At 69.9% G+C, this 25,071-nt stretch carries 20 protein-coding genes and 3 pseudogenes; 15 read left to right on the forward strand and 8 right to left on the reverse strand.

Annotation, left to right across the window (positions count from 1 at the left end; all coding sequences use genetic code 11):
- Positions 1 to 71: 71 nt before the first annotated feature.
- The gene (locus ACI2LP_RS27220; RefSeq protein WP_404727150.1) at positions 72 to 533 is read right to left on the reverse strand and encodes a universal stress protein; all 462 of its coding nucleotides are present in this window, start codon (positions 531 to 533) and stop codon (positions 72 to 74) included.
- 61 nt (positions 534 to 594) lie between these two features.
- Here ACI2LP_RS27220 and lysX point away from each other — a divergent pair, with 61 nt between their 5' ends.
- Positions 595 to 3,894 carry a bifunctional lysylphosphatidylglycerol synthetase/lysine--tRNA ligase LysX gene (gene lysX, locus ACI2LP_RS27225; RefSeq protein ID WP_404727151.1) on the forward strand — a complete coding sequence of 1,100 codons (3,300 nt, stop codon included), beginning with the start codon at positions 595 to 597 and terminating at the stop codon, positions 3,892 to 3,894.
- A 102-nt stretch (positions 3,895 to 3,996) separates the two neighbouring features.
- Positions 3,997 to 4,890, forward strand: coding sequence for a polysaccharide deacetylase family protein (locus ACI2LP_RS27230; RefSeq protein WP_404727152.1), 894 nt, complete (start codon positions 3,997 to 3,999; stop codon positions 4,888 to 4,890).
- A gap of 78 nt (positions 4,891 to 4,968) precedes the next feature.
- Here ACI2LP_RS27230 and ACI2LP_RS27235 read toward each other — a convergent pair whose 3' ends face one another.
- Positions 4,969 to 5,616: a class F sortase gene (locus ACI2LP_RS27235; protein ID WP_404727153.1), complete on the reverse strand. Its 648-nt coding sequence runs from the start codon at positions 5,614 to 5,616 to the stop codon at positions 4,969 to 4,971.
- 927 nt (positions 5,617 to 6,543) lie between these two features.
- Between ACI2LP_RS27235 and ACI2LP_RS27240 the strand changes: the two are divergent.
- Positions 6,544 to 6,732 (forward strand): annotated as a pseudogene (locus tag ACI2LP_RS27240) (hypothetical protein); the annotation flags it as partial.
- 98 nt (positions 6,733 to 6,830) lie between these two features.
- On the opposite strand, the gene ACI2LP_RS27245 reads toward ACI2LP_RS27240, so the two are convergent.
- Positions 6,831 to 7,346, reverse strand: a complete 516-nt coding sequence (locus ACI2LP_RS27245; RefSeq protein ID WP_404727154.1) for a hypothetical protein — start codon at positions 7,344 to 7,346, stop codon at positions 6,831 to 6,833.
- A 702-nt stretch (positions 7,347 to 8,048) separates the two neighbouring features.
- On the opposite strand from ACI2LP_RS27245, the gene ACI2LP_RS27250 reads away from it, so the two are divergent.
- The 3 genes from ACI2LP_RS27250 (at position 8,049) to ACI2LP_RS27260 (ending at position 12,237) form a co-directional block, all read left to right on the forward strand.
- Positions 8,049 to 9,041 carry an SCO0930 family lipoprotein gene (locus ACI2LP_RS27250; RefSeq protein WP_404727155.1) on the forward strand — a complete coding sequence of 331 codons (993 nt, stop codon included), beginning with the start codon at positions 8,049 to 8,051 and terminating at the stop codon, positions 9,039 to 9,041.
- Between the two features lie 218 nt (positions 9,042 to 9,259).
- Positions 9,260 to 10,072 (forward strand): SAM-dependent methyltransferase, encoded by an 813-nt coding sequence (locus tag ACI2LP_RS27255; RefSeq protein WP_404727156.1) that lies wholly within the window; start codon positions 9,260 to 9,262, stop codon positions 10,070 to 10,072.
- Positions 10,069 to 12,237 (forward strand): putative bifunctional diguanylate cyclase/phosphodiesterase, encoded by a 2,169-nt coding sequence (locus ACI2LP_RS27260; RefSeq protein WP_404727157.1) that lies wholly within the window; start codon positions 10,069 to 10,071, stop codon positions 12,235 to 12,237. The genes ACI2LP_RS27255 and ACI2LP_RS27260 overlap by 4 nt, the downstream gene beginning before the upstream one ends.
- A gap of 166 nt (positions 12,238 to 12,403) precedes the next feature.
- Here the strand turns inward: ACI2LP_RS27260 and ACI2LP_RS27265 are convergent, their stop codons facing one another.
- Positions 12,404 to 13,294: a LysR family transcriptional regulator gene (locus ACI2LP_RS27265; protein ID WP_404727158.1), complete on the reverse strand. Its 891-nt coding sequence runs from the start codon at positions 13,292 to 13,294 to the stop codon at positions 12,404 to 12,406.
- 84 nt (positions 13,295 to 13,378) lie between these two features.
- Between ACI2LP_RS27265 and ACI2LP_RS27270 the strand changes: the two genes are divergently transcribed.
- The 5 genes from ACI2LP_RS27270 (at position 13,379) to ACI2LP_RS27290 (ending at position 18,366) form a co-directional block, all read left to right on the forward strand.
- Entirely contained in the window at positions 13,379 to 14,122 is a 744-nt protein-coding gene (locus tag ACI2LP_RS27270; protein ID WP_404727159.1) for a succinate dehydrogenase cytochrome b subunit, read from the forward strand.
- Between the two features lies 1 nt (position 14,123).
- Complete coding sequence (locus ACI2LP_RS27275; RefSeq protein ID WP_404727160.1) at positions 14,124 to 16,070, forward strand: fumarate reductase/succinate dehydrogenase flavoprotein subunit; 1,947 nt, start codon at positions 14,124 to 14,126, stop codon at positions 16,068 to 16,070.
- Positions 16,067 to 16,813 carry a succinate dehydrogenase/fumarate reductase iron-sulfur subunit gene (locus ACI2LP_RS27280; protein WP_404727161.1) on the forward strand — a complete coding sequence of 249 codons (747 nt, stop codon included), beginning with the start codon at positions 16,067 to 16,069 and terminating at the stop codon, positions 16,811 to 16,813. Before ACI2LP_RS27275 ends, ACI2LP_RS27280 begins: the two co-directional genes overlap by 4 nt.
- Before the next feature lie 302 nt (positions 16,814 to 17,115).
- Positions 17,116 to 17,523, forward strand: a complete 408-nt coding sequence (locus ACI2LP_RS27285; protein ID WP_404727162.1) for a tyrosinase cofactor — start codon at positions 17,116 to 17,118, stop codon at positions 17,521 to 17,523.
- Between the two features lie 15 nt (positions 17,524 to 17,538).
- A complete protein-coding gene (locus ACI2LP_RS27290) occupies positions 17,539 to 18,366 on the forward strand; it encodes a tyrosinase family protein (RefSeq protein ID WP_404727163.1) in 828 nt (275 codons plus the stop codon).
- Between the two features lie 7 nt (positions 18,367 to 18,373).
- Here the strand turns inward: ACI2LP_RS27290 and ACI2LP_RS27295 are convergent, their stop codons facing one another.
- Positions 18,374 to 19,456, reverse strand: coding sequence for an LLM class flavin-dependent oxidoreductase (locus ACI2LP_RS27295; RefSeq protein WP_404727164.1), 1,083 nt, complete (start codon positions 19,454 to 19,456; stop codon positions 18,374 to 18,376).
- Positions 19,457 to 19,503: 47 nt separating this feature from the next.
- Here ACI2LP_RS27295 and ACI2LP_RS27300 point away from each other — a divergent pair, with 47 nt between their 5' ends.
- Complete coding sequence (locus ACI2LP_RS27300; RefSeq protein WP_404727165.1) at positions 19,504 to 19,992, forward strand: hypothetical protein; 489 nt, start codon at positions 19,504 to 19,506, stop codon at positions 19,990 to 19,992.
- 31 nt (positions 19,993 to 20,023) lie between these two features.
- Here the strand turns inward: ACI2LP_RS27300 and ACI2LP_RS27305 are convergent, their stop codons facing one another.
- The 3 genes from ACI2LP_RS27305 to ACI2LP_RS27315 all read right to left on the reverse strand — a co-directional run bounded on the left by ACI2LP_RS27305 (position 20,024) and on the right by ACI2LP_RS27315 (position 22,050).
- Complete coding sequence (locus ACI2LP_RS27305) at positions 20,024 to 20,236, reverse strand: dodecin (protein ID WP_404727166.1); 213 nt, start codon at positions 20,234 to 20,236, stop codon at positions 20,024 to 20,026.
- Between the two features lie 25 nt (positions 20,237 to 20,261).
- Positions 20,262 to 21,050: a GntR family transcriptional regulator gene (locus ACI2LP_RS27310; protein ID WP_404727167.1), complete on the reverse strand. Its 789-nt coding sequence runs from the start codon at positions 21,048 to 21,050 to the stop codon at positions 20,262 to 20,264.
- Positions 21,051 to 21,195: 145 nt separating this feature from the next.
- Complete coding sequence (locus tag ACI2LP_RS27315) at positions 21,196 to 22,050, reverse strand: MFS transporter (protein ID WP_404727252.1); 855 nt, start codon at positions 22,048 to 22,050, stop codon at positions 21,196 to 21,198.
- A gap of 256 nt (positions 22,051 to 22,306) precedes the next feature.
- Between ACI2LP_RS27315 and ACI2LP_RS27320 the strand changes: the two are divergent.
- The 3 genes and pseudogenes from ACI2LP_RS27320 to ACI2LP_RS27330 form a co-directional block, all read left to right on the forward strand.
- Positions 22,307 to 22,475, forward strand: a pseudogene (locus tag ACI2LP_RS27320) (carbohydrate ABC transporter permease); the annotation flags it as partial.
- A gap of 186 nt (positions 22,476 to 22,661) precedes the next feature.
- Positions 22,662 to 23,474 (forward strand): annotated as a pseudogene (locus ACI2LP_RS27325) (glycoside hydrolase family 16 protein); the annotation flags it as partial.
- Positions 23,475 to 23,657: 183 nt separating this feature from the next.
- A complete protein-coding gene (locus ACI2LP_RS27330) occupies positions 23,658 to 24,911 on the forward strand; it encodes an extracellular solute-binding protein (protein WP_404727168.1) in 1,254 nt (417 codons plus the stop codon).
- Positions 24,912 to 25,071 lie beyond the last annotated feature (160 nt).

Raw genomic sequence — 25,071 nt, forward strand, 5'->3', positions numbered from 1 at the left:
GAATGGTGCGGTGAACGGGCAGCCGGAGGCGAGGGGAAGAGATGGCTCCGTCCATGGACCGCCGGGCCCCGCTACGGAACGACCGTCACCGGCCAGCGCCCCGCCTTCACCAGCCGGACCGCCACCGAACCGATGATCCGGTGTCCCGCCGACTCCGAAGCCCCGACCACCACGGCGTCCGCCTTCAGCTCGTCGGCCGCGGTGACCAGCCCGCCGTACGGATCACCCCGGAAGGTGTGGAACTCCCAACGGACGTCCCAGATCCCCCTGACCCGTTCGGCGGCGGAACGGATCTCGGCCACCAGACTCTCGGCGATCTCCCCGGTGGTTTCCCCGACCGGGGCACCCAGGGCCGCGCCTGCCGCCATCACCGGCTGGACGTAGACGATGGCGAGCAGGGCGTTCTGCCGACGGGCCAGCCCACTGGCGTACGCCGCCGCCCGCAGGGAGGAGTCGGAACCGTCCAGGCCGACGACGATCACTTTGGGGCCGTCGGTACCGCGTTCGAACTGCTGGGGCCGCTGCTCTGTCACACCGTCGAGGCTATCCGCTCTCGACAGGCGGCCCGCCGGTGGTCTCCCTAGAGTGCAGACCATGAGTGTCACCGTGGAGGAGCCCACTCCCGTCCGTGGCCACTTGCTGAGCAGAGTGCCGGGCGCTTTCGCGATGTTCTTCGCCGCACTCGGAGTGTTCTGCATCATCCTCGCGCTCATCCCTCCCCTGCGGCCCCTGCTGCGGCCCGTCGCGCTCTTCCTGGACCGCGTCACCATTCCGGTGAGTGCGAACCTGGCCTACGCCGTGTTTCTGCTGCTGCTCGCCGCCGCCATCGGCGCTCGCAAGAAGGCCGCGTGGTGGCTGGTCATCAGCTATCTGGCGCTGTTGCTGCTCACGGACGTACTGGTGCTGGTTTTCGAATACGACTGGATCTGGATCCCCAATCTGGTGCTGTGCCTGGCCGCGGCGGCGGTGCTCGTCGCGGCGCGCGGGGAGTTCTATGCCCGGACCCGGCGCGGGGCGCTGCGCCGCGCGCTCCTTGTCCTGGTGCTCGGGCTCGCCGCCGGGATCCTGGTCGGGTGGGGTCTCGTCGAGCTGTTCCCCGGCGGGCTGCCGCACCACCAGCGTCTGCTGTGGGCCGCCAACCGGGTGCTGGGCGGACTGATCTCCAGCGACGAGTTCGACGGCCACCCGTCCCGCTTCCTCTTCTTCCTGCTCGGTCTCTTCGGCGCGATCGCCCTGCTCGGCGCGGCAGCCACGCTCTTTCGCTCGCAGCGCATGGAGGCCGCCCTGCACGGCGACGAGGAGCCCCGCATCCGCGCCCTGCTCGGTGCGTACGGCTCCCAGGATTCGCTCGGCTACTTCGCCACCCGCCGCGACAAGGCCGTCGTCTTCTCACCGAGCGGAACGGCCGCCGTCACCTACCGGGTCGAGGCCGGCGTCGCTCTGGCCAGCGGCGATCCGGTGGGTGACCGGGCGGCCTGGACCCCGGCCATCAACGCCTGGCTGGACGTCGCCAAGCGTTACGCCTGGGCCCCGGCGGTCATGGGCGCGTCCGAGGACGGCGCCAGAGCCTTCGCGCGCTCCGGGCTCGGGGCGATCCAGCTCGGCGACGAGGCGATCCTGCAGGTGGGCCGCTTCGATCTGGACGGCCGCGACATGCGGGTCACCCGGCAGGCCGTGAACCGGGTCAAGCGGACCGGCGCCAGTGTTCAGATCCGCCGGCACTCCGCACTGTCCGACGACGAGATGCGGCGCATCGTCGACAAGGCCGACGCCTGGCGCGACACCGAGACCGAACGCGGCTTCTCCATGGCCCTCGACCGCCTCGGCGACCCCGCCGACGGGGACTGCCTGCTCGTGGAGGCCTTCGACGGGGACGGCGATCTGATCGCCCTGCTCTCCTTCGTGCCCTGGGGCAGGGACGGTGTCTCGCTCGACCTGATGCGCCGTGACCGCACCGCCCCCAACGGCGTCATGGAGTTCATGGTCGCCGAACTCTGCGCCCACGTACCCAGGCTCGGCGTACGGCGCGTCTCCCTCAACTTCGCCGTCTTCCGGTCCGCCTTCGAGGAGGGCGCTCGCATCGGCGCCGGTCCCGTGCTGCGGATGTGGCGCAGGCTGCTCCTGTTCTTCTCCAAGTGGTGGCAGCTGGAGGCTCTCTACCGGTCCAACGTCAAGTACCAGCCCGAGTGGTATCCGCGCTTCCTCTGCTTCGCGGACGCCGGGTCCCTCGCCCGCGTGGGACTCGCATCCGGGATCGCCGAGGGTTTCGTCTCCGTACCGAGCCTGCGCAAGCTCTGGGGCAGGGGGCGGGTGAACGGCGTCACCAGCCCCGTCACCACCGCAGGGCTGCCGGCCATCGACGCGCTCGGCCTTGCCGGTCCCGGCACCGGCGTCGCGGCGGCCGAGCAGCGGCTGCCCGAGCAGGTACGCATCCGCCACCAAAAACTGGACCGCCTGCGCGCGGACGGCACCGACCCGTACCCCGTGGGCATCGCCCGGCGCAGCCATACGCTCGCCGAGATCCGCGCGGCGAACCCGGCACCCGGACCCGGCACCCGTACCGGCCGGAAGGCCACGGTCGCGGGTCGCGTGATGGTCGTACGAGACCTCGGCGGCGTCGTCTTCGCCGTGCTGCGCGACTGGTCCGGCGATCTCCAGCTCGCCCTCACCCGCGACGACTGCGGCGCGGACGTGCTGAAGAACTTCACCCGCGACGTCGACTTGGGCGACCACATCACCGCCACCGGCGAGATCGGCTCCAGCGACAAGGGCGAACTGTCGGTCTTCGTCACCGAGTGGCAACTGACCGGCAAGTGTCTGCGCCCGCTGCCCGACAAGCGGCGCGGCCTCGCCGATCCCGAGGCCAGGGTGCGCCGCCGCTATCTCGATCTGGTGGCGAGCCCCGGCGCCCGAGATGTCGTACGCCACCGCTCCACCGCCGTCCAGGCGCTGCGACAGGGCCTGCTGGAGCGCGGCTATCTCGAGGTCGAGACGCCGATGCTGCAGCAGATCCACGGCGGCGCCAACGCCCGCCCCTTCACGACCCATATCAACGCCTACGACCTCGATCTCTATCTGCGCATCGCACCCGAGCTGTATCTGAAGCGGCTGTGTGTGGGAGGCATGGAGAAGGTCTTCGAGATGGGGCGCACCTTCCGCAACGAGGGCGTCTCCTACAAGCACAACCCCGAGTTCACGATGCTGGAGGCCTATCAGGCCTTCGCCGACTACGACGTGATGCTCGATCTGACCCGTGAGCTGATCCAGGGCGCGGCCACCGCCGCCTTCGGTTCCCCGATCGCGCACAAGGCGGGCCCGGACGGGGGGCTCGTCGAGCACGACATCTCCGGCCCGTGGCCGGTCAGGACGGTGTACGGAGCGGTCTCGGAGGCGCTCGGCGAGGAGATCGACGCCGACACCGACGAGGCCGAGCTCCGCAGGCTCTGCGACCGCGCAGGTGTACCGCACATCCCCGAGGACACCCGTGGCGACGTGGTCCTGGAGATGTACGAGCGCCTGGTCGAGGAGCGGACCAAGATGCCCACCTTCTACAAGGACTTCCCGACCGACGTCTCCCCGCTCACCCGCCAGCACCGTCGCGACCCGCGCCTCGCCGAACGCTGGGACCTGGTCGCCTTCGGAACCGAACTGGGCACCGCCTACTCGGAGTTGACCGATCCGGTGGAGCAGCGGCGCAGACTCACCGCCCAGTCCCTGCTCGCCGCGGGCGGCGACCCGGAGGCCATGGAGCTCGACGAGGACTTCCTCGACGCGCTGGAGTACGCGATGCCCCCGACCGGCGGTCTCGGCATCGGAGTCGACCGGCTCGTCATGTTCCTCACCGGTCTCACCATCCGCGAGACGCTGCCCTTCCCGCTGGTCCGCCGCACCTGAGGCCCCGCGCCTGCGCACTCCCACTGCTCCTATCGGGTACTTTCGCGTGCGAAAACGGTGTTGAAGAGGTGTCCGGGACAACGGCCGTGCGAGCAGTTAGTCATGAAAAAGGATCAGATGCCACCCGGTCGCCGGTCGGTGCTCCGCATCGCCGCCTGTCTCGGCGCAGCCGCCACCGCGGGGCTGCTCTTCACCGACCGGGAAGCGCCCCCCGGCAAGGCGGCCGTCCCCGGTAAGGCGGCACTCCCCGGCAAGGCGGCCGTCCCCGGCGACGGGGGTGTCGCCGGCGCGGCAGGAGGTCCCCGGGCCGCCGCGGGGCCTCCGGTCAAGGCCTCGGCCTACAGGCTGCAGCCCATGACTGCGGCCACACCGCAGCGATACCGCCGAGCCCTGCCACCGGTGCGCCGACGGCCCTTCGACCGTCTGGCGGGGGTCGGCCGCACGATGGTCCTCACCTTCGACGACGGTCCCGACCGCCGCTATACGCCCGGCATCCTGAGCACCCTGCGCCAGCACAAGGTGCCCGCCGTCTTCTTCGTGTGCGGGGAGATGGCCACCGACAACCGCGATCTGCTCCGGCAGATGGCCGACGACGGGCATGTGGTCGGCAACCACTCGTGGTCGCACCCGCTGGTCACCAAGCTCCCGCCGTCCGGGATCCGCGACGAGCTGGGCCGTACGAGCGAGGTGATCGAGCAGACGCTGGGCGCTCCGCCGCTCTGGTACCGGGCCCCTTTCGGCGCGTGGAACAAGCTCTCCTTCGAGATCGGCGCGGAGCTCGGCATGGAGCCGCTGGCCTGGACACTCGACACGCTCGACTGGACCGAGCCCGGTGTGCAGCCCATCGTCGGCCGGGTGCTGGAGGGCGCGGCGCCAGGTGTCGTCGTCCTCTCGCACGATGCGGGCGGCGACCGCTCGCAGAGCGTCGCGGCGCTGCGCAGATATCTGCCTGAGCTGCTCGATGCCGGGTATCGCTTCACCGTTCCGCGCAGATGAGCCACGTGGCGCCTGCGGCTGCGAGGGCTGCGGCGCCGCTCGGGGGGCCTGCTCTTCGGCTGTTCAACAGGCCCTGAATCAGGCGGTCCTGACCATCCGGGCGAAGACGACGACGTTCCCCGAGTAGCCGTTCGACTTCGTGTAGCCGCCGCCGCAGGTGATCACACGCAGTTCGGCGAAGCCGGTGTCGCCGTAGACGCGGGCGCCGGGGAAGTCCTGCTTGGAGAACACCTCGACGCCGTAGACCTCGAAGATCGCGGTCTTGCCGTCGAAGCGGCTCACCTCGATGTGCTCCCCCTTCTGGATGGAGCCGAGGCCGTAGAAGACGGCAGGACCGGACAGGTTGTCGACATGGCCGACGACGACCGCGGTACCGCGCTGGCCGGGGGCGATGCCGTTCTGGTACCAGCCGGCGATATTGGGGTCCTGGGGCGGCGGGGCCGCGATCCAGCCGTCGTGGTCCAGCCCGACGTTCATGACCGGGGCGTCGACCCTGATCGCGGGAATCCGCACGCGTTCGGCCGGAGCGTAGGGCAGGGACAGCGGGGGGACGAGCGGAGTGAACGTCTCACCGCGGCTCAGCGCGGCGGCCGCAGCCGGCTGGGGCGGGCCCAGGGTGACATCGGCACCGTTGCGCATCAGCGCCATGCCGCTGAGCATGGCAAGGGCCAGTACGCCCCAGGGCGAGCGTTTCCTCGACTTCGAGCCGCTGTAGTCCTCGCCCATGATTCTCCCTATTCGTCCGGCACCTGTTGGCACGCTAAGTGAGCCTCGCGCGCGCGGCGAGGAGGGAAGGGCGAACGGGTGGCAGGCGCGAGCGGTGCTGCCCCATTCGAGTAATCAGTTGATAAAACTTCTGACGGTCTGTGACCTGCGACTCCGTCAGATCGTCCGGCGTGTCGCCTCACCGGGGTGGACCAGCGCCGAAATGCGCGGAATGTTCGGTCCAGTGAGGGTTCGTCATGGAAGACGTACTCGTCGAATCTCCCGGAGCGCCGCTTTGGGGCGTCTTCCTCAGGAGGTTCTACGATGCGTGCTTCACGCGCTCTCGCAGCGGCCGCGGCCGCCTGCGCGGCCGTCGGGCTCTCTGCCCCGCTGGCCGCCGCGGGCGGCGACCGTCAGGACATCGGCCCGACCAGCGTCACCGTCAGTCCGCAAGCCGTCCACCAGGGCAGCACCTTGACGATCACCGTCCGGGGCTGCAACCGCGGTGGCACGGTCACGTCCAACGCCTTCCCCACGACCAATCTCTCCTCAAACCGCAATGGCATCTCGACCGCCATCGCGCGGATCCACGACGACGCTGCGCCGGGTCAGTACAACCTGGCGGTCAGGTGCAGCAACAACCAGAACGGCAACCAGGGTGGCGATGGCCGGGGGAACGGCAGCCAGGGTGAGGACGCCCGGGGCGACAACAACCAGGGTGGCGATGGCCGCGGGAACAACAACCTGGGCGGTGACGACCGGGGCGACAACAACCTGGGCGGTGATGGCCGCGGGAACAACAACCAGGGTGGTGATGGCCGCGGCGACAACAACCTGGGCGGTGATGGCCGCGGCGACAACAACCAGGGTGGCGATGGCCGCGGGAACAACAACCAGGGTGGTGATGGCCGCGGGAACAACAACCAGGGTGGCGATGGCCGGGGCAACAACAACCAGCGGGTGGCGACCGCTCAGTTCACCGTGCTCGCGGGCCGGGGCGCGCTCGGCGGCCTCGGCGGCTCGGTGGGACCCAGCTCCACCGAGATGGCGATCGGAGCGGGCCTGGTCGTCACGGCGGCCGTCGGCGGCACGCTGTTCGTCGCACGCCGTCGCCGTTCGGTCAGCGGCAAGGCCTGACCGGCCGAACCTCCCGGTCGGCCAGCACCGCCCGTAGCCCCGAGTCCGGACCAGGACTCGGGGCTACGGGCGTTTGAGGCGTCTGCGTGGGGGCGTGATCAGTGCTGGCGGCTGTGCGAGCGCCTGCGTACGACGAAGAAGGTGGCGGTGGCCGCGGCCACCACCAGCGCGGAGCCGCCGGCGATCTCCGCGGGGTTCATGCTCCCGACACTGCCGCCGAGCCCACCCCTGACGCCCTGGGGCGTGACGGTGGAGCTGGTGGTGGGGGTGGACCTGCCACCGGTGATGGTGAGATTGAACGACCCCGTCCCCTGCCCGGGGCAGTTGAACTGGACCGAGTACTGGGCGCCCGGTCTGGCGTCGAGGTCGACCGTGGCGCCGGCGGAGCTGCCGGGGCTGATGCTGACGGTGTCGAAGACCCCGGAGGCGGCAGTGGCCGTGGTGTTGCACCCGCTGGCGGACAGGGTGACGCGCCCGCCCGGCGAGACGGTAGACGGGGTGATCGTGAAGATGGGCGAGGTCCCTTTGTTGTCGGCGGCCGTCGCGGTGGGGGCGGTCAGGGCGAGTGAGGCCACTCCCAGCAGAGCGGCGGATGCGACACGTATCGCGCGCATGGTCAATCCTCCGGGTCTCCGAGGGGCAGCTGCGGAACCGATTTCCACAAATGGCGGGGAATGCACCTCGATGATCGAAACGCTAAGAGCGCCGGTTGTGGCCCGCGATCCCTGTCCGGCGAATGGGGTATCGGTGTCCCCCGTGCGGCGGACTGCGGGGCGCGTCACCACGTCATGTCCGCCGCCGGATGAGAGAGGGGGCGGGGTGAGGTGTGGGCCCCCGGGACCGCCGGGTCCTGCGGCTCTGCCAGGGGGCCGCCGACCCTCGGCCGTACGGGTGACCGACGGCGCGGACCGGCGTCCCAGGACCTGGCCCGCGGCGCCGCGACTGCGCCGCCCACCACGCTCCGAGCCGCTCGCCCCCCCCGGCGCCGCGACTGCGCCGCCCACCCCGTCCCGAGAGCGTCGCTCACCGCTGCCGCGACGGGGTCGCCACGGCGCCGCGACGGGGTCGCCCACGGCGCCGCGAGTACGGCGCCCGCCGCGCCGCGAGTGACTGGCGTAGCCAGTGGGGCGGATGAGATCCAGCCATTCCGTCTTGGGGTGAATTCCCCTGGTGACAGCGGGATTTCGCTGGTTCGCGTTCGCGACTCAGAAGAATTTTTCGAGCGCGTTGAACACATCGCGCCTCCGTGTCCGTACCTAGGGCCATGAACGGCGCACCCAGGCGTCGCAACAGGCTCGATGACAACGGGAGTGGAAATGAACACCTGGCGTAACGCCTCGCTCGCGGTGACTGCGGCGGCCGTACTCGCGCTGACGACGGCGTGCGGTCAGGAGAAGGGCAACGAGACCCCCAATGGTCAGGCGGTCGGCGCGGCCAACCCGGCGGACAGCGGCTATGGCTCCGGCTACGGATCGGGTGCCGGGGCGGCCAGCGCCCAGGGTGTGGCCGCGAAGCCGGCCGGACAGCTGGCCGTATGGGACAGCAAGGAACTCGGCAAGGTCGTCACCGACAGCGCCGGCTTCACCCTCTACCGCTTCGACAAGGACACCGCCAGCCCGCCGAAGTCGAATTGCGAAGGCGAGTGCGCGAAGAAGTGGCCCGTCGTGGCAGCGGGCGGCGCCTCGGCAGCGCCCGGCACCGACGCATCACTGATCGGCGAGGTGACCCGCGCCGACGGCACCAAGCAGCTCACCATCGGTGGCTGGCCGATGTACCGCTACGCCCAGGACGCCAAGCCCGGCGACGCCAAGGGCCAGGGTGTGGGCGGCACTTGGTATGCCGCCGCCCCCGACGGCAAGAAGGCGACCGGCGGTGAAGGGGCGGGCTCCGGCTCGGGCTCCGACTACGGCGACGGTGGCGAGGAAGCCGGTGGCGAGCAGGCCGACCTCGCGGGACTCTCGGTCCGCAAGGACCCCAAGCTCGGCGAGATCATCGTCGACAAGAACGGAATGACCGTCTACCGGTTCAAGAAGGACTCCGCCTGGCCCATGAAGTCGGCCTGCACCGGCGATTGCCTCAAGAAGTGGCCGGTTGTCGCCCCTGTCGACAAGAACGACACCGAGGGAATCATCAAGAAGGGCTTCGTCACCTTCAACCGTCCCGACGGAATCAAGCAGCAGTCCCTCGACTGCTGGCCGATCTACACCTTCGCGGGCGACGCCAAGCCCGGTGACACCAACGGTCAGGGCGTTGGCGGCACTTGGTACGCGGTTTCTCCCCAGGGCAAGCTGGTCGGAGCGCCCAAGTAGTCCCCACGCTGCGCCTCCGGCCCGGCCGGCCCGTCTCACGCCCCCTGCGTGATGGCGGGCCGGTTGTTATGTGCCTCTGGCGAGTGCCGGCATGTGACCAAGAACGGACCGCTAATTTCCGTTTGGGCTCGCTCTCTTGGCGGGCGATCAGTAGCCTCGGCTCGAACACCGGCCAGACATTGGCCGAACTCCCCCGTGGCGACTTGTTGGAGACATCGATGGAGCGTCCCGCCTGGGCCCCGCAGGGCATCGACATATCGGTGCCGAGCGTGTCCCGCATTTACGACTACTACCTGGGCGGCTCGCACAATTTCGAAGTGGACCGGGACGCGGCGCGCAAGGCGATGGAGTTCATGCCGGGCCTCCCCAAGATCATGCAGGCGAACCGCGCCTTCATGCGCCGGGCCGTGAATTATGCGGTGAGCGAGGGCGTCACCCAGTTCCTCGACATCGGCTCCGGCATTCCGACCTTCGGCAATGTCCATGAAGTGGCTCTCGGGGCCAGCGCCGACTCCCGTATCGTCTACGTCGACCACGACCCGGTCGCCGTCGCGCACAGCCGGGCGGTACTGGAGGGCAATGAGCAGGCGGCCGTCGCCTCCGCCGATCTGCGCAAGCCCCGGCAGATACTCGACAGCCCCGAAGTCGCCGGACTGCTCGATCTGGAGCGGCCGGTGGCGCTCCTCCTCGTCGCTGTGCTCCACTTCGTCGAGCACGAGGACGACCCGCTGGCCGCCGTGGCGGAGCTGCGGGACGCGCTGGCCCCCGGCAGCCTCGTCGTCGTCACCCACGCCTCGTACGAAGGAGTCCCGGTGTCCGAGGAGCAGGCGAGCGGCGCCGTCGGCGTCTACCGGAACATACGCAACCCGCTGATCATGCGCTCGCGCGAGGAGATCGCGCGGTTCTTCGAGGGGTACGAGATGATCGAGCCCGGTCTGGTGCCCATGCCGCACTGGCGGCCCGACACTACCGCCGAGCAGGAAGACCCATATGCGTTCTCGGGCTTCGCCGGGGTGGGGCGCAAGGCGTGAAGGCGTCGTCGCAGGCGCCGGGTTCCGCGGCGGACCCGGACGGCCTGGAGGACAGACTCCGCAGATTCGCGACGATCTGGAGCCGGGCGATCTTTCCGGTGACGGCCACCTCGCTGACCAGGCCAGAGCTCGAAGAGCATCTGCTGCCCATGGCCCGGACGCTGAGCGCTGCGCTGCATGCGCGTCCCTTCGAGCCGCAGGCCGCCCATCGCGTCGGAACCGCCCTCGTCCAGGCCCACTGCACCGACGCGGAGGCGCTCAGCCGCACGCTGGGCGTCATCGACGCGTATCTGGTGCTGTACTGCGGCAGCGGTGATCCCGAGCCGACGGCCGAGGAGAGCCGGGCCCGCTGTGCCCGGCTCCAGCACGCGCTGGCCGCCGGCTTCGCGCAGGGGCTGCGCGAGCGCACGCTGGCCGAGCAGGAGGCCATCGCCCGCTCCTCGCTGCTGGCCCGCAGCGACGCGGTGCAGGCGCTGCACGCCACCGAGGCCCGCTTCCGCGCGGTGTTCGAGGGGGCGGCGATCGGCATCGGCATCGCCGACCTCGAGGGCAACGTACTGGAGGTCAACGAGACCCTGACACGGATGTTCGGCGGCCTTGAGCACCATGTGCGTGGCCGGAAGGTGACCGACTGGTCCCATCCCGAGGACCGGCCCCATGTCTGGCAGCTCTACCGTGAGCTGGTGCGCGGGGAGCGCGACCACTTCCGGGTCGAGAAGCCGTTCTTCCGCAATGACGGCACCGTGCTCTGGACCAATCTGACGGTCTCTCTGCTGCGGGACGCCGAAGGCCGGCCGCAGTACCAGCTGGCGCTGATGGAGGACACCACGGAGCGTCGGCTGCTCAATCTGCGGCTGCGCTACGAGGCCACGCACGACGCCCTGACCGGGCTGCCCAACCGGACGCTGTTCTTCGAGCGGCTGGAGAAGGCACTCTCCGGCGGCGAGGGCTCACGCTTCGGGCTGTGCTATCTCGACCTCGACGGGTTCAAGGCGATCAACGACAGCCTGGGCCATGCGACGGGGGACCGGCTGCTGGTGGAGGTGGCGGACCGGCTGCAGAGCTGCGCCACCGCGTCGGGCGAGATGGTTGCCCGCATCGGCGGCGACGAGTTCGTCGCGCTGACCACCGGGCCCGAGACCCAGCGCGAGGTCGACGATCTCGCGACCCGTATCCTCGCCGCGCTCGCCTCGCCCATCAGCGTCGACGGCCGTGAGTTCACGGTCCGCGGGAGCATCGGCATCGTGGAGGGCCCGGCGGGCGAGCGCACCACCGCCGAGGTGCTGCGCAGCGCCGACATCACGATGTACCGGGCCAAGTCCGCGGGCGGAAACCGCTTCGAGCTGGCCGACCCGGAGGCGGACGCCCGGGCCATCACCCGGCACGGACTGACCACCGCGCTCCCGGCGGCCCTGGAGCGCGGTGAGTTCTTCATCGAGTACCAGCCGCTGGTGCATCTGGGTGACGGGAGCGTGCACGGGGCCGAGGCGCTGGTGCGCTGGTGCCATCCGCAGCATGGCGTGCTGGGGCCGGATCAGTTCATTCCGCTTGCCGAGCACACCGGACTGATCGTGCCACTGGGCCGCTGGGTGCTCCAGGAGGCGGTACGCCAGGCGAGATACTGGCAGGAACGCCACTCCGACGGCGGTCCCCTGCGGATCAATGTCAACCTCTCGCCCACCCAGCTGCACCACCCCGGACTGGTGGCCGAGACGGTCGACGTCCTTGAGCGCTCCGGCCTCGCACCGGGGGCGCTCTGCCTCGAGGTGACCGAGTCCGCGCTGATCGGCGCCGACGAGGAGCTGCTCAAGCCGCTGCGCCAACTCGCCGAGATGGGCGTGGACATCGCGCTCGACGACTTCGGCACGGGCTACTCGAACCTCGCCAATCTGCGTCGGCTGCCGGTGAGCGTCCTCAAGCTGGACCGCTCCTTCACCCAGGGCATGCAGCGGCATCCGGCCGACCCCGTCGATCTGAAGATCGTCGAGGGGATCGTCTCGCTGGCGCACAGCCTGCAACTGGCCGTGACGGTCGAGGGGGTGGAGACGGGCGCCCAGGCGGAACAGCTGCGGGAGCTGGGCTGCGACACGGCCCAGGGCTGGTACTACGCCCGCCCGGGCCCGCCGGACAAGCTGCACGCGTTGTCCCTGGCGGACGCGGTGTAGCGGTCCGGGCGTGCACCGGGGCTCCGCCCCGGACTCCCCACGCCTCAATCGCCGGCGGGGCTTCAAATGTCGGCCAGGGCCGCGCAATCAAGCCCGTCCGGGGGTCCCCCCGGACGAAGTCTGGGGGAGATTGAGGAGAGTGCGGCCGAAGGCCGCGCAACCCGAACTACCGCACCGCCGACCGTGAGGCGAGCAGCACCTGCTGGAGCTCGCGCGCCGCCCGCGGCGGAGCCACATCGCTGCGGTGCGCGAGCGCGATCGTGCGCCGCAGGCCCGGCGGGGCCAGCGCGGTCATGCGCAGGTCGCGCCCTGCCCGGTCCGCGACCATCCGTGGCACCACCGCGACGCCGAGCCCCGCCCGTACGAAACCGAGCACCGCGTCCATCTCGCCGCCCTCCACGGTGAAGCTCGGCTCGAAGCCCTCGGCCCGGCACGCGGCGACCGTCAGTTCGCGCAGGTCGTAGCCGTGCCGGAACATCACCAGTGGCTCGTCGCGCAGATCGGCGATCCGCACCGGTCCCCTGGGGGCCTTCGCCGCGGCCGAGGACACCACCACCAGATCCTCCCGCAGCAGGTCGACGGTGGTCAGCGCGGGCGAAGCGGGCGGCAGCGGCAGCACGATCAGGGCCAGATCGAGGGCGCCCCGCGCCAGCTCCCGTACGAGATCGTGTGATCCGCCCTCCTCGATCAGCAGCTGGATTCCGGGATGCAGCCGGTGGAAGGCACGCAGTACGTCGGGCAGCAGACCGGTGCACAGGCTCGGTGTCGCGCCGAGCCTGACCCGGCCGCGGCGCAGCTGTGCCAGCTCCTGCACCTCGTGCCGTGCGGTATCGGCGTCGGCGAGGATCCGGCGGGCCAGCGGGAGCAGCGCCTCGCCCGCGTCGGTCAGGGCGATATTGCCGCGGGCGCGGCTGAAGAGGTCGGCTCCCAGTTCCTTCTCCAGCGCCCGGATCTGTTGGGAGAGCGAGGGCTGGGAGACATGGACGCGCTCGGCGGCATGGGTGAAGTGCCGGGTCTCGGCGACCGCCACGAAGTAGAGAAGCTGCTGGAACTGCATGGCATTCACGATAGGCCAAGCCTATGGACATAACCCGGATCATGTCTTGGACCTCTGGAGGTACTCGGCCCTAGCGTTCCTGGCATGGCTCTGGCAACGCGGACGGATCGAAAATCGTCGGACCGGTCCTCGGATCGGTCCTCGGACCGAACACCGCCCCCCACGCGCACCTTCTGGGGTTCGACGGTCGGCAAGAAGACGGTCATGGCAGTGAGCGGCCTGATCATGCTCGGCTATCTGCTCGCGCATGTGATGGGCAACCTCAAGGTCTTCTTCGGACCGGAAGAGTTCAACGGCTACGGCCACTGGCTGCGCACCATGGGCGAGCCGGTCCTGCACTACGAGTGGGGCCTGTGGATCGTCCGCGTGGTGCTGCTCGCCGCCGTCGTGGCGCACGCCGTCTCGGCGTACCAGCTGAGCAGGCGGGACCTGCGGGCCAGGCCCACCCGGTACGTACACAAGCGGCGCCGGGCGAGCTACGCCACCCGCACCATGCGCTGGGGCGGTGTCATCGTCGCGCTGTTCATCGTCTGGCATCTGCTCGACCTGACGACGCTGACGGTGAACGAGAACGCCCAGGTGGGCCATCCGTACGAGAACGTCGTCGCGACCTTCTCCACCTGGTACGGCAATGTCATCTACATCGTCGCGATGCTCGCCGTCGGACTGCACATCCGGCACGGCTTCTGGAGCGCTGCCCAGACCCTCGGCGTCGGGAACGCCACCCGCGACCGTGTGCTCAAGACCGTCGCCAACGCCCTCGCGTTCGTACTGACCGCGGGCTTCATCTCCGTACCCGTCGCCGTCATGACCAAAGTGGTGAGCTGACATGAGCTACCAGCACTACGAGACCGGCGCGCCGATCGCCGATACGAAGGCCCCCGAAGGGCCCATCGCCGAGCGCTGGGACCGTCGGCGTTTCGAGGCCAAACTGGTCAACCCGGCCAACCGCCGCAAGCACACCGTCATCGTCGTCGGCACCGGACTCGCGGGCGGCGCGGCGGGCGCCACGCTGGCCGAACAGGGCTACCACGTCGAGCAGTTCTGCTACCAGGACTCGCCGCGCCGCGCGCACTCCATCGCCGCCCAGGGCGGGATCAACGCCGCGAAGAACTACCGCAACGACGGGGACTCGATCCACCGGCTGTTCTACGACACCGTCAAGGGCGGCGACTTCCGCGCCCGTGAGTCCAACGTCCACCGGCTCGCCCAGATCTCGGTGGAGATCATCGACCAGTGCGTGGCCCAGGGGGTGCCGTTCGCCCGCGAGTACGGCGGACTGCTCGACACCCGTTCCTTCGGCGGCGTCCAGGTGTCACGGACCTTCTACGCCCGCGGCCAGACGGGACAGCAGCTGCTGCTCGGCGCCTACCAGGCGCTCTCCCGTCAGATCGCCGCGGGCACGGTGACCCTGCACGCCCGCACCGAGATGCTCGATCTGATCGTCGTTGACGGGCGGGCCCGCGGCATCGTCGCCCGCGATCTGATCAGCGGGGAGATCTCCACGTACTTCGCCGACGCCGTGGTGCTGGCCACGGGCGGCTACGGCAATGTCTTCTATCTGTCGACGAACGCCATGAACAGCAATGCCACCGCCATCTGGCGCGCCCACCGGCGCGGCGCCTACTTCGCCAACCCCTGCTTCACCCAGATTCACCCCACCTGCATCCCGCGCACCGGAGACCATCAGTCCAAGCTGACCCTGATGAGCGAGTCGCTGCGCAACGACGGACGCATCTGGGTGCCGAAGGCGCGCGGGGACGCGCGGCCGCCGAGCCAGATCCCCGAGGACGAGCGCGACTACTACCTGGAGCGGATCTATCCCTCCTTCGGCAATCTCGTCCCGCGCGACATCGCCTCGCGCGCCGCGAAGAACGTCTGCGACGAGGGCCGCGGCGTGGGCCCCGGCGGGCAGGGCGTGTACCTGGACTTCGCCGACGCGATCTCCCGGATGGGCCGGGCGAAGGTCGAGGAGAAGTACGGCAACCTCTTCGAGATGTACGAGCGGATCACCGCGGAGAATCCGTACGAGGTGCCCATGCGGATCTATCCCGCCGTGCATTACACGATGGGCGGACTCTGGGTCGACTACGACCTGCAGACCACCGTCCCGGGCCTCTTCGCCATCGGCGAGGCCAACTTCTCGGACCACGGCGCGAACCGGCTGGGTGCCTCGGCGCTGATGCAGGGCCTGGCGGACGGGTACTTCGTGCTGCCGTCCACGATCAACGACTACCTGGCGCGAAACCCCATCAGCGAGGGCGTGGATGCCTCGCACCCGGCGGTGGCGGAGGTGCTCGCCGAGACCGAGGACCGGCTGAACCTGCTGCTCGCAGTCGACGGCGACCGCACCCCCGACTCCTTCCACCGCGAACTCGGCGAGCTCATGTGGGAGTTCTGCGGAATGGCGCGCACGGACGACGGTCTGCGCAAGGCGCTCGACCGCATTCCGCAGCTTCGCGCGGAGTTCTGGCGCCGTATCAAGGTGCCCGGCACCGGTGAGGAGTTCAACCAGTCGCTGGAGAAGGCGAACCGCATCGTCGACTATCTGGAGCTCGCCGAGCTGATGTGCCTCGACGCGCTGCACCGGTCCGAGTCCTGCGGCGGCCACTTCCGCGAGGAGTCCCAGACCCCGGACGGCGAGGCCGCGCGCCGCGACGAGGAGTTCTCGTACGCCGCCGCCTGGGAGTTCGCGGGTACGCAGGCGGCTCCCCTCCTGCACAAGGAAGACCTCGTCTTCGAGTACGTCCACCCCACTCAGCGGAGCTACGCATGAAGCTCAACCTGCGCGTCTGGCGGCAGAAGAACGCCGACGCCGGCGGTGCCATGTCCACCTACGAGGTGGACGGAATCTCCCGCGACATGTCCTTCCTGGAGATGCTCGACACCCTCAACGAGGAACTCATCCTGCGCGGTGAGGACCCGGTCGCCTTCGACCACGACTGCCGCGAAGGGATCTGCGGCGCGTGCAGCCTGGTCATCAACGGCGAGGCACACGGCCCGGAGCGCACCACCACCTGCCAGCTCCATATGCGCTCCTTCCAGGACGGCGACACCATCGACGTGGAGCCGTGGCGGGCCGCCGCCTTCCCGGTGGTCAAGGACCTCGTCGTGGACCGGTCCGCCTTCGACCGGATCATCCAGGCGGGTGGCTACATCACCGCGCCGACCGGCGCCGCCCCCGAGGCGCACGCGACGCCCGTCCCGAAGCCGGACGCCGACTTCGCCTTCGAGCACGCGGAATGCATCGGCTGCGGCGCCTGTGTCGCGGCCTGCCCCAACGGCTCGGCGATGCTGTTCACCTCGGCGAAGATCAACCACCTCAATGTGCTGCCGCAGGGCGCACCGGAGCGCGAGAGCCGGGTGCTCGACATGGTCGCGACGATGGACGAAGAAGGCTTCGGCGGCTGCACACTGACGGGCGAATGCGCCACCGCCTGCCCGAAGGGCATCCCGCTGCCGTCGATCTCGGCGATGAACAAGGAGTGGCTGCGGGCCACCCGGAAGGCACGTCGCTGAGGCGGGGTTCCGGTCAGCTTTCCGGTGTGAGGCCGACCACGCTTCCCCGTCTCCGGCAACAAAGTATTCACACAACTGCCACACTTGCCGAAGGATTTACGCTTCTGGCGGCGTGCGGGCGCGCGGACAACAAGATCAACATTGTTCAACTCTGCACTGCATATCTCGACATGTCCACTTAGCAACCAACCAATACCCGGAGATTTCAGCGGGACTCGGGTCAGCCGGTAGGCATGGCCGGGTCACGGCGATTGACCACGCCGGTGACCGACCGAACCACTGCAATCCCTGGGGGTTTTGCCATGCCTGAAATCACCCGCCGACGCGCCCTGGGCGCGGCCGCAGGAGCGGCGGCCGCTCTCGCCGTAGCGGGCACCGCCGCCGCTGCCGTGCGGACGGGGCCCAACGCAGCTGATCCTGCGTCCTTCGACGAGGTCTACCAGGGCCGCCGTATACAGGGCGCGCCCACGCCGGACGGCGGACACGGCGGACACGAGGGACACGGGGGCGGCCACGGGGGACACGGCGGGCACGGGGGCGGCTACACGGTCCGCATAGACGGCGAGGAACTGCACGTCATGCGCAACGCCGACGGCACCTGGATCAGCGTCGTCAACCACTACGAGACGTTTGCCACGCCCCGCGCAGTGGCCCGCGCCGCCGTACTGGAACTCCAGGGCGCCCAGCTCGTCCCCCTCGCCGTCGCCTGATCCGGGAGCACCGTCATGACCGTACGCAAGAACCAGGCCCAGCTCACCGCCACCGAGAAGCGGCGCTTCGTCGACGCGCTGCTCGCGCTCAAGCGCAATGGGCAGTACGACACCTTCGTCACCACCCACAACGCCTTCATCATGAGCGACACCGACAACGGGGACCGCGTCGGGCACCGTTCGCCCTCGTTCCTTCCCTGGCACCGCCGATTCCTCATCCAGTTCGAGCAGGCGCTCCAGGCCGTCGACCCGTCGGTGGCGCTCCCGTACTGGGACTGGACCGCGGACCGCACCACCGCATCCTCGCTCTGGGCGGCCGACTTCCTCGGCGGCACCGGCCGCAGCAGGGACGGCCAGGTGATGGAGGGCCCGTTCGCCTTCGCCGCCAACCGGTGGCCGGTGAACGTCCGCGTGGACGGCCGCGGCTTTCTGCGCCGGGACCTCGGCGCCGGCGGACGGCAGCTGCCGACCAGGGCCGAGGTCGACTCCGTACTCGCCATGAGCACCTATGACGCGCCGCCGTGGAACAGCGCGTCGAACAGCTTCCGCAACCACCTGGAGGGCTGGCGCGGCGTCAATCTGCACAACCGCGTGCACGTCTGGGTCGGCGGCCAGATGGCCACCGGCGTCTCCCCGAACGACCCGGTGTTCTGGCTGCACCACGCCTTCATAGACAAGCTCTGGGCCGACTGGCAGGCACGCCACCCCGGCTCGCCCTACCTCCCGGCCGCCGGCACGGCCAATGTCGTGGACCTCAACGACACGATGCGCCCCTGGAACGACGTGACCCCCGCGGACATGCTGGACCACACGCCGCACTACACCTTCGACACGGCGGCCTGACGGGGACTCAGGTCCCTCGGGTCATGGACCGTGAGAGACAGGGCGCGGTGCGGCTGCCGTCCGCCCGCGCCACCTCCGCCGGGCTCCCCGCGGCGACGATCCCCGCCAGCCGGCGGAAGGAGTCCAGCAGCGCGCCACGGTCGTACGTACTCGTCGTGACCAGCACCTCGTCGGCCCCGCTGTCCTTGAGGACCGCCTCCAGCGCGTCCGTGACCTGCTCCTCGGTGCCCGCGATATGGCCCCGCAGCCCGGACTCGTAGAACTCGCGCTCCTTCGCCGTCATCGACAGCGCCTCGATCCGCTCCGGCGGGGCGAGCGGCGGGAACATTCCGTGCGTGCGGGAGTACGCCATGGCCCAGGCCTCGCTCATCAGCAGGCGGCGGGCCTCCTCCTGAGTCCCTGCCACCGCCACCGTGCCCGACACGACGACATACGGCACCTCGGACCAGGCCGACGGCCGGAATCCCCGGCGGTAGCGGTCGATGGCCGCAAGCATCCGGTCGCGGCCCCGGATGTCGCCGATCACCAGTGGCAGACCGGCACCGGCGGCGATGTCCGCGCCCTCGCCGACGGCGAGGACATACGGCGGGACCCGCAGGCCCTCGGCGGGGCGCGCATGCACCTGCGGATGCGCGGACTGCTCGCCGTCGAACCAGCCGAGCAGCTCGGTCAGCTGCCCGGCGAAGTCCTCGGCGTCCTTCTTGTCCCGGCCGAGTGCCGTGCGTATGCCGTCCGTGAAGCCCACCGAACGGCCGAGCCCCATGTCGATCCGGCCCGGGAAGAGCGATTCGAGGACCCCGAACTGCTCTGCCACGACGAGCGGTTGGTGGTTGGGCAGCATCACGCCGCCCGTGCCGACCCGGATCGTCGACGTCGCGGCGGCGACGGCGGCCGCCAGGACGGTCGGCGCGGAACCCGCGACGCCGGGCACGCTGTGGTGCTCCGAGACCCAGAAGCGGTGGTAGCCGAGCGCCTCCAGCTGCTGTGCGAGCCGCACCGTGTCGCGCAGTGCCTGGGGACCGTCCTGGCCTTCGCGGATGCGGGAGCGGTCCAGTACGGAGATCCGGGTCGACTCGATCAATGCGCTCACGCAACATTCAACGTCTGCGCCGCGCGAGGATTCCCTACGCTGGGGCCGTGACGCGAAACACCCGGCCCCTGGCCGTATTCGATCTGGACGGAACGCTCGCCGACTCCGGGCACCGGCAGCACTTCCTGGAGCGCAGGCCGCGCGACTGGAACGCCTTCTTCGCGGCGGCTCCCGAGGACCCGCCGCTGGCGAAGGGTATCGACATGTGCCTGGAGGCGGCCGAGGAGTGCGAGGTCGTCTACCTCACGGGCAGGCCGGAGCGGTGCCGCAGGGACACCCTGGCGTGGCTCGCCGAGCAGGGCCTGCCGGACGGCAAGGTGTTCATGCGGCGCAACGACGACCGCAGGCCCGCGCGCGCCACCAAGCTGGAGATCCTGCGGCGGCTGGGCCGCGACCGGGAAATCCGGATGCTCGTGGACGACGACGAGTTGGTGTGCGACGAGGCGGCGCGGGCCGGATTCCCGGTCGTACGGGCCACCTGGGCGACCGCGACCGAGGCGATGCATGCCGCGCAGGAGCGGGAGGGCCGCACCTGATCGGCCGTCCCGGTCCCGCCGCGGCGGTCGGTCAGCCCTCCTCGAGGCGGAAGCCGACCTTGAGACCGACCTGCCAGTGCTGGATCTGCCCGTCGACGATCTGGCCGCGGACCTCGGTCATCTCGAACCAGTCGAGTCCCCGGAGGGTCTGGTTCGCACGGCTGATGCCGTTGCGGATGGCCTGGTCGATGCCGTCCGGCGAGGTGCCGACGATCTCGGTGACCCGGTAGGTGTGATTCGTCATGTGTGCCGCGCTCCTCTCAGTGCGTTCACTCCACCGTGCCCCACCAGGACGCGGCGCGCGAGGCGTCGGGGGCGGGACGGTCGTCGGAGGCGGGCCCGAGCGCCAGCCTGGAGACGATGCGGTACCGGTCGCCGCGGTAGAGGGACCGCACGTACTCCACGGGCCGGCCGGCGCTGTCGCAGGTGACGCGGTCGAACAGCAGAGCGGGGGAGAGGACCGGCACACCGAGCAGCCCGGCCTCGTCCTCGCTCAGCACGGTCGGTTCGATCGACTGCACCGCCTGGGCGATCACCACCTTGCGCTCCTCGCGCAGATGCAGGTAGAGGCCCGCCTCCAGCTGCTCCGGGGTGAGTGAGGGCACCAGCTCGGCGGGGATGTGCAGATACTCCAGCGCAATGGGCGCGCCGTCGACGAACCGCAGCCGTGCCACATGCACCAGCTCGGCGGCGGGCGAGACCTTCAGCCGACGGCCGATGCGGGCGCCGGCGGTGACGGTGCGGAACTCGAGAACCCGGCTCGTCCAGGTGCCGGGAGCCGGCGGGGCCGCGGCGGGGTGGCTCTCGGCGACCAGCTCCTGGGTGACTTTGGCGGGGGCGACGAACATGCCGCGGCCGTGTTCGCGTACGAGCCGTCCGGTGGCGACGAGTTCGTCGACGGCCGCGCGCAGGGTCGGCCGGGAGACGCCCAGTTCGGCGCTGAGTGTGCGCTCGGAAGGTATGGCGTCGCCGGGACGGCGCTCCTCGACGAGGGTGAGCAGATACGCGCGGACCCGCTCCCGTTTGAGCGCCGTTTTAGGAGACCGGCCGTCGTCCATCTGGGTCCTCCCCCTGAGCCATTGGCCCCAGAGGATACGGGCTGCGGCCCGGCGAAGCTGGCTTGTCCCCAGGTCAGCGGTCGGCGAGCCGGCAAAGGTTCCTGTTCGGTCCGGGTGTCGGGCAGCAGCACGAAACAGAGGGTGCTCAGCGCACACAGGGCCAGCAGATAGAAGGCGACCGGCCACGGCAGTCCGGTGGCTGACGCGGTGAGCCGGGTCGCGACCAGCGGGGTGAGCGCGCCGCCCAGCACCGCGCCGATGTTGTAGGCGAAGGCCGTGCCGGTACACGCAGCTGCGGCTCGAACAGCTCGGGAATGTAGGCGCCCTGCACCCCGAGCATCGTGATCGCGGCGAGCAGAATCATCGAGGTGCCCGCGAGGATCAACCCCACGCGCCCGGTCTGCAGCATCGCCAGATACGGCACGATGCCCAGCGCCATCGCGCCGCACCCCAGCAGGCTGAGCCTGCGCCGCCCGTACCGGTCTCCCAGTACCGCGGCCAGCGGGGTGGCAACCCCCATCACTGCCATCGCCCCCATCAGGCAGAACAGCATGTCGGTCGGGTCCAGGCCCAGTCGTCCGGTGGCCTGGGACAGGGCCCAGGTGGTGGCCGCGTAGTTGACGGCGTAGGCGGCGGTGACGGCACCGGCCACCAGCAGCACGCGCCGCCAGTGGTGGCGCATCAGCGGGGCCAGGGGCGCCCGGACCAGAGTGCGGCGAGCGGCGAGGTCGAGGAAGGCCGGTGTCTCGTCGACCTTCGAGCGCAGGATGTAGCCGACGAGAGTCAGCACGCCCGCACAGAGGAAGGGGACCCGCCAGCCCCACGTGCGGAACTGCTCGTTCGTCAGCGTCGCGGTCCTGGAAAGCATCACGCCGTTGGCGAGCACGAAGCCGACGGTGGGTCCGGTCTGCGGGAAGCCGGCCCACAGGCCGCGGCGCCCGGGTGGTGCGTGCTCGGAAGCCAGGAGTACGGCCGCGCTCCACTCACCGCCCAGGCCCAGGCCCCTCCGTCACTGCCGGGCTGAGGCTGCCCTGCGCCCGTCGTTCGCGCCCGCCGCGCGGTTCGACGCGGCCTCTTTCCTCCACACCGTCGACAACTGGTCAGGTGGTAAAGGGCACCTCGGACGGGGTTCTACCCGGTGGCTCCTTGAACAGCCCATGTTTTCAAGGCTCTTGACGGCAACATTGGTCCATGCCACCTTCGAGCCACGACATGGTTGGTTGACCAATTGGTCAACTGTCCGACGAGGTGACAGGCACGTCATCGCCCGCGACACCGACATGCCCGGCCGGCCGACCATGCTCACCCTTGTCCTCCATGATCACGCTACCGTTCACCGTCGTGACCCTGCGCAGTTTTCTGGCCGCCATCCGACAGGCGCTGGAGGAGGCCGCCGAGGCCGACTGCTGCACCCGGGCCGCCGCCGGGATGACCGGCGGAGCGGTCGAGGGACAGGGGCGCCCCCCCCACGCACCAACCGTCCGGAGAGGAAACCTCATGAGTCACAGCCCCCCGCGCATTCGCGTCACCATCGCCGCCGCAGCGGTGGTGGGCCTCGGCTGCGCGGCGTTGACCGCGCTGCCCGCCGCTGCCGCCTCGGAGCAGGTCGCCGACGGGGCCGCGCTCTTCGACGACTTCAACTACACCTCGTACACCGACCCGCAGATCGGGGTACACGGCTGGAACGTTCGCTCCAACTCCGGCGGCCCCGGCGTGCCCGGCGCGACCTGGGCCCCGCAGAACGTCACCTTCGCCACGGAGGGGACCAACGCGGTCATGGACCTCGAGACCTCCACAGCAGGCACCGGCGAGTCCACCAAGCAGACCGAAGTCCTCACCAAGGCGATGAAGTTCAAGAACGGCACCTACGCGGCCCGGGTGAACTTCTCCGACGCGCCCGCCTCCGGACCCGACGGCGACCACCTCGTCCAGACGTTCTTCACCATCAACGACCTCACGGCCCCGATGGCGGACGACTACGCCGAGTACGACTTCGAGTATCTGCCCAACGGCGGCTGGGGCGAGCCGGCCAACATCCTCTACACCACCTCGTGGGAGACCTACCGGCCCGACCCCTGGGAGGCGGTCAACCAGCACTCCGAGGTCCGGGCGAGCTATGCCGGCTGGCACGACCTCGTCCTCACCATCGACAACAGCCACATCACGTACTACATCGACGGCCGGCGGTTCGGCCGGCATGACGCCCGCTATCTGCCCGAGCGGCCCATGTCCATCAACTTCAACCAGTGGCTGATCGACCTCGCGGGACAGAGCAGCACCACGGCGCGCGCGTATCACCAGAAGGTCGACTACGTCCTGCATGTGAGGGACAAGGTGCTGACGCCCGCGCAGGTCACCGCCAGGGTCGCCGCCTACCGGGCGGCCGGGACGCGCTTCGAGGACACGGTGCCGGGCGGCCAGTGACCGTGCGCCGATGGGCGGATGCCGGGCACGCGTCCGCCCGTCGGTCTCGGTCCGCGGCACCTTCGAGGGGTTGACCGGCCCTTTGGTACATACCAAACTCCAGTCACACCCGTGCGAGCGCGGAGCGCGCTTCCCCCCATGTCGGGTTCACGCTCCCGTGCTCACACGCCGAAGGTGACCTCCGTGAAGAACCGCTCCTTCCGTTGCTCGCTCGCGCTCGTGTCCGCGTTCCTGCTCGGTGGCTGCGCAATCGTCCCGGGTGCCGGACCGCAGCAGCGCACCGTCAGCATCTGGCTGATGAAGGACAGCGTCTCCGACGACTTCCTCAAGCGCTTCACCACCGCATACGAGAAGGACAACCCTTCCGTAAGGCTGAAGTTCACCTTCCAGGAGTGGACGGGCATCGGCAAGAAGGTCACCGACGCGCTGAAGAGCAAGAAGACGCCGGACGTCATCGAGGTGGGCAACACCCAGGTCGCCCAGTACGCCGGGAGCGACGCCCTGCACGACCTCACCCTCGAATCGGTACGGGACCTCGGCAACGAGGAGTGGCTGCCCGGTCTCGCCGATCCCGGCAGCATCAACGGCTCGCAGTACGGCATTCCCTGGTACGCGGCCAACCGCATCGTCATCTACAACAAGGACCTCTTCGCCGACGCCGGGATCAACCGGCCCCCCAGAACCCGCGCCGAATGGCTCGAAGACTCCGAGAAGCTCAACCACGGCGGCATCCAGGGCATCTACCTCTCCGGTCAGGACTGGTACACCCTCGCCGGCTTCATCTGGGACGAGGGCGGACAGCTGGCCGTCGAGCAGGCGGCCGGCTGGCAGGGCACGCTGGACACCTCCGCCGCCCTGCGGGGCATGGCCTTCTACAAGAAGCTTCAGTCGCACGGCGACGGGCCCAGGAACGGCGACGAGGAGACCCCGCCGCAGGCCGAGGTCTTCGCCAAGGGCAAGGTCGCCCAGATGATCGCAGTGCCCAGCGCGGCCACCGTCATCGAGAAGACCAACCCCGGCCTCAAGGGCAGACTCGGCTTCTTCCCCGTACCGGGCAAGACGGCCGCCGCGCCCGGCGCCGTTTTCACCGGCGGTTCCGATCTGATCGTGCCCAAGCACGCGGGCGAGCGGGCCGCCGCGATCGAGGTGGTCAAGGCGCTCGCGGGCCGGAAGTGGCAGACCGACCTCGCCCGTACGATGCACTACGTGCCCAACAAGTCCACCCTCGCCGGCGTCATCGGCGGCGACGAGAGCACGGCGGCCATGGCCGCGGGCGCCGCGCGGGGCAGGGCGACGCCCAATTCGCCGCAGTGGGCGGATGTCGAGGCCGACAACCCGATCAAGCCCTATATGACGGCCGTACTGCAGGGGCAGGACCCCGGACGCGCGGCACGCACGGCGTCCGAGCGCATCACCGCGGCGCTGGCGCCGCACTGACCCGCTCGATCCGGAAGGCACTCCTTACCCTCTGTGCCGTATCCATGGCACCGCATTCCCCGGCATTAAGCCTTCGCACATCCACTCTCCGCCGGGTTGTCATGTCGAATCCAGCCGACCACGGAAGAAGTAGGGAGCCGGGCTGCCGCACCCGGCGGTC

The sequence above is a fragment of the Streptomyces sp. NPDC019890 genome, assembly GCF_044903445.1.
Classification (GTDB): Bacteria; Actinomycetota; Actinomycetes; order Streptomycetales; family Streptomycetaceae; genus Streptomyces.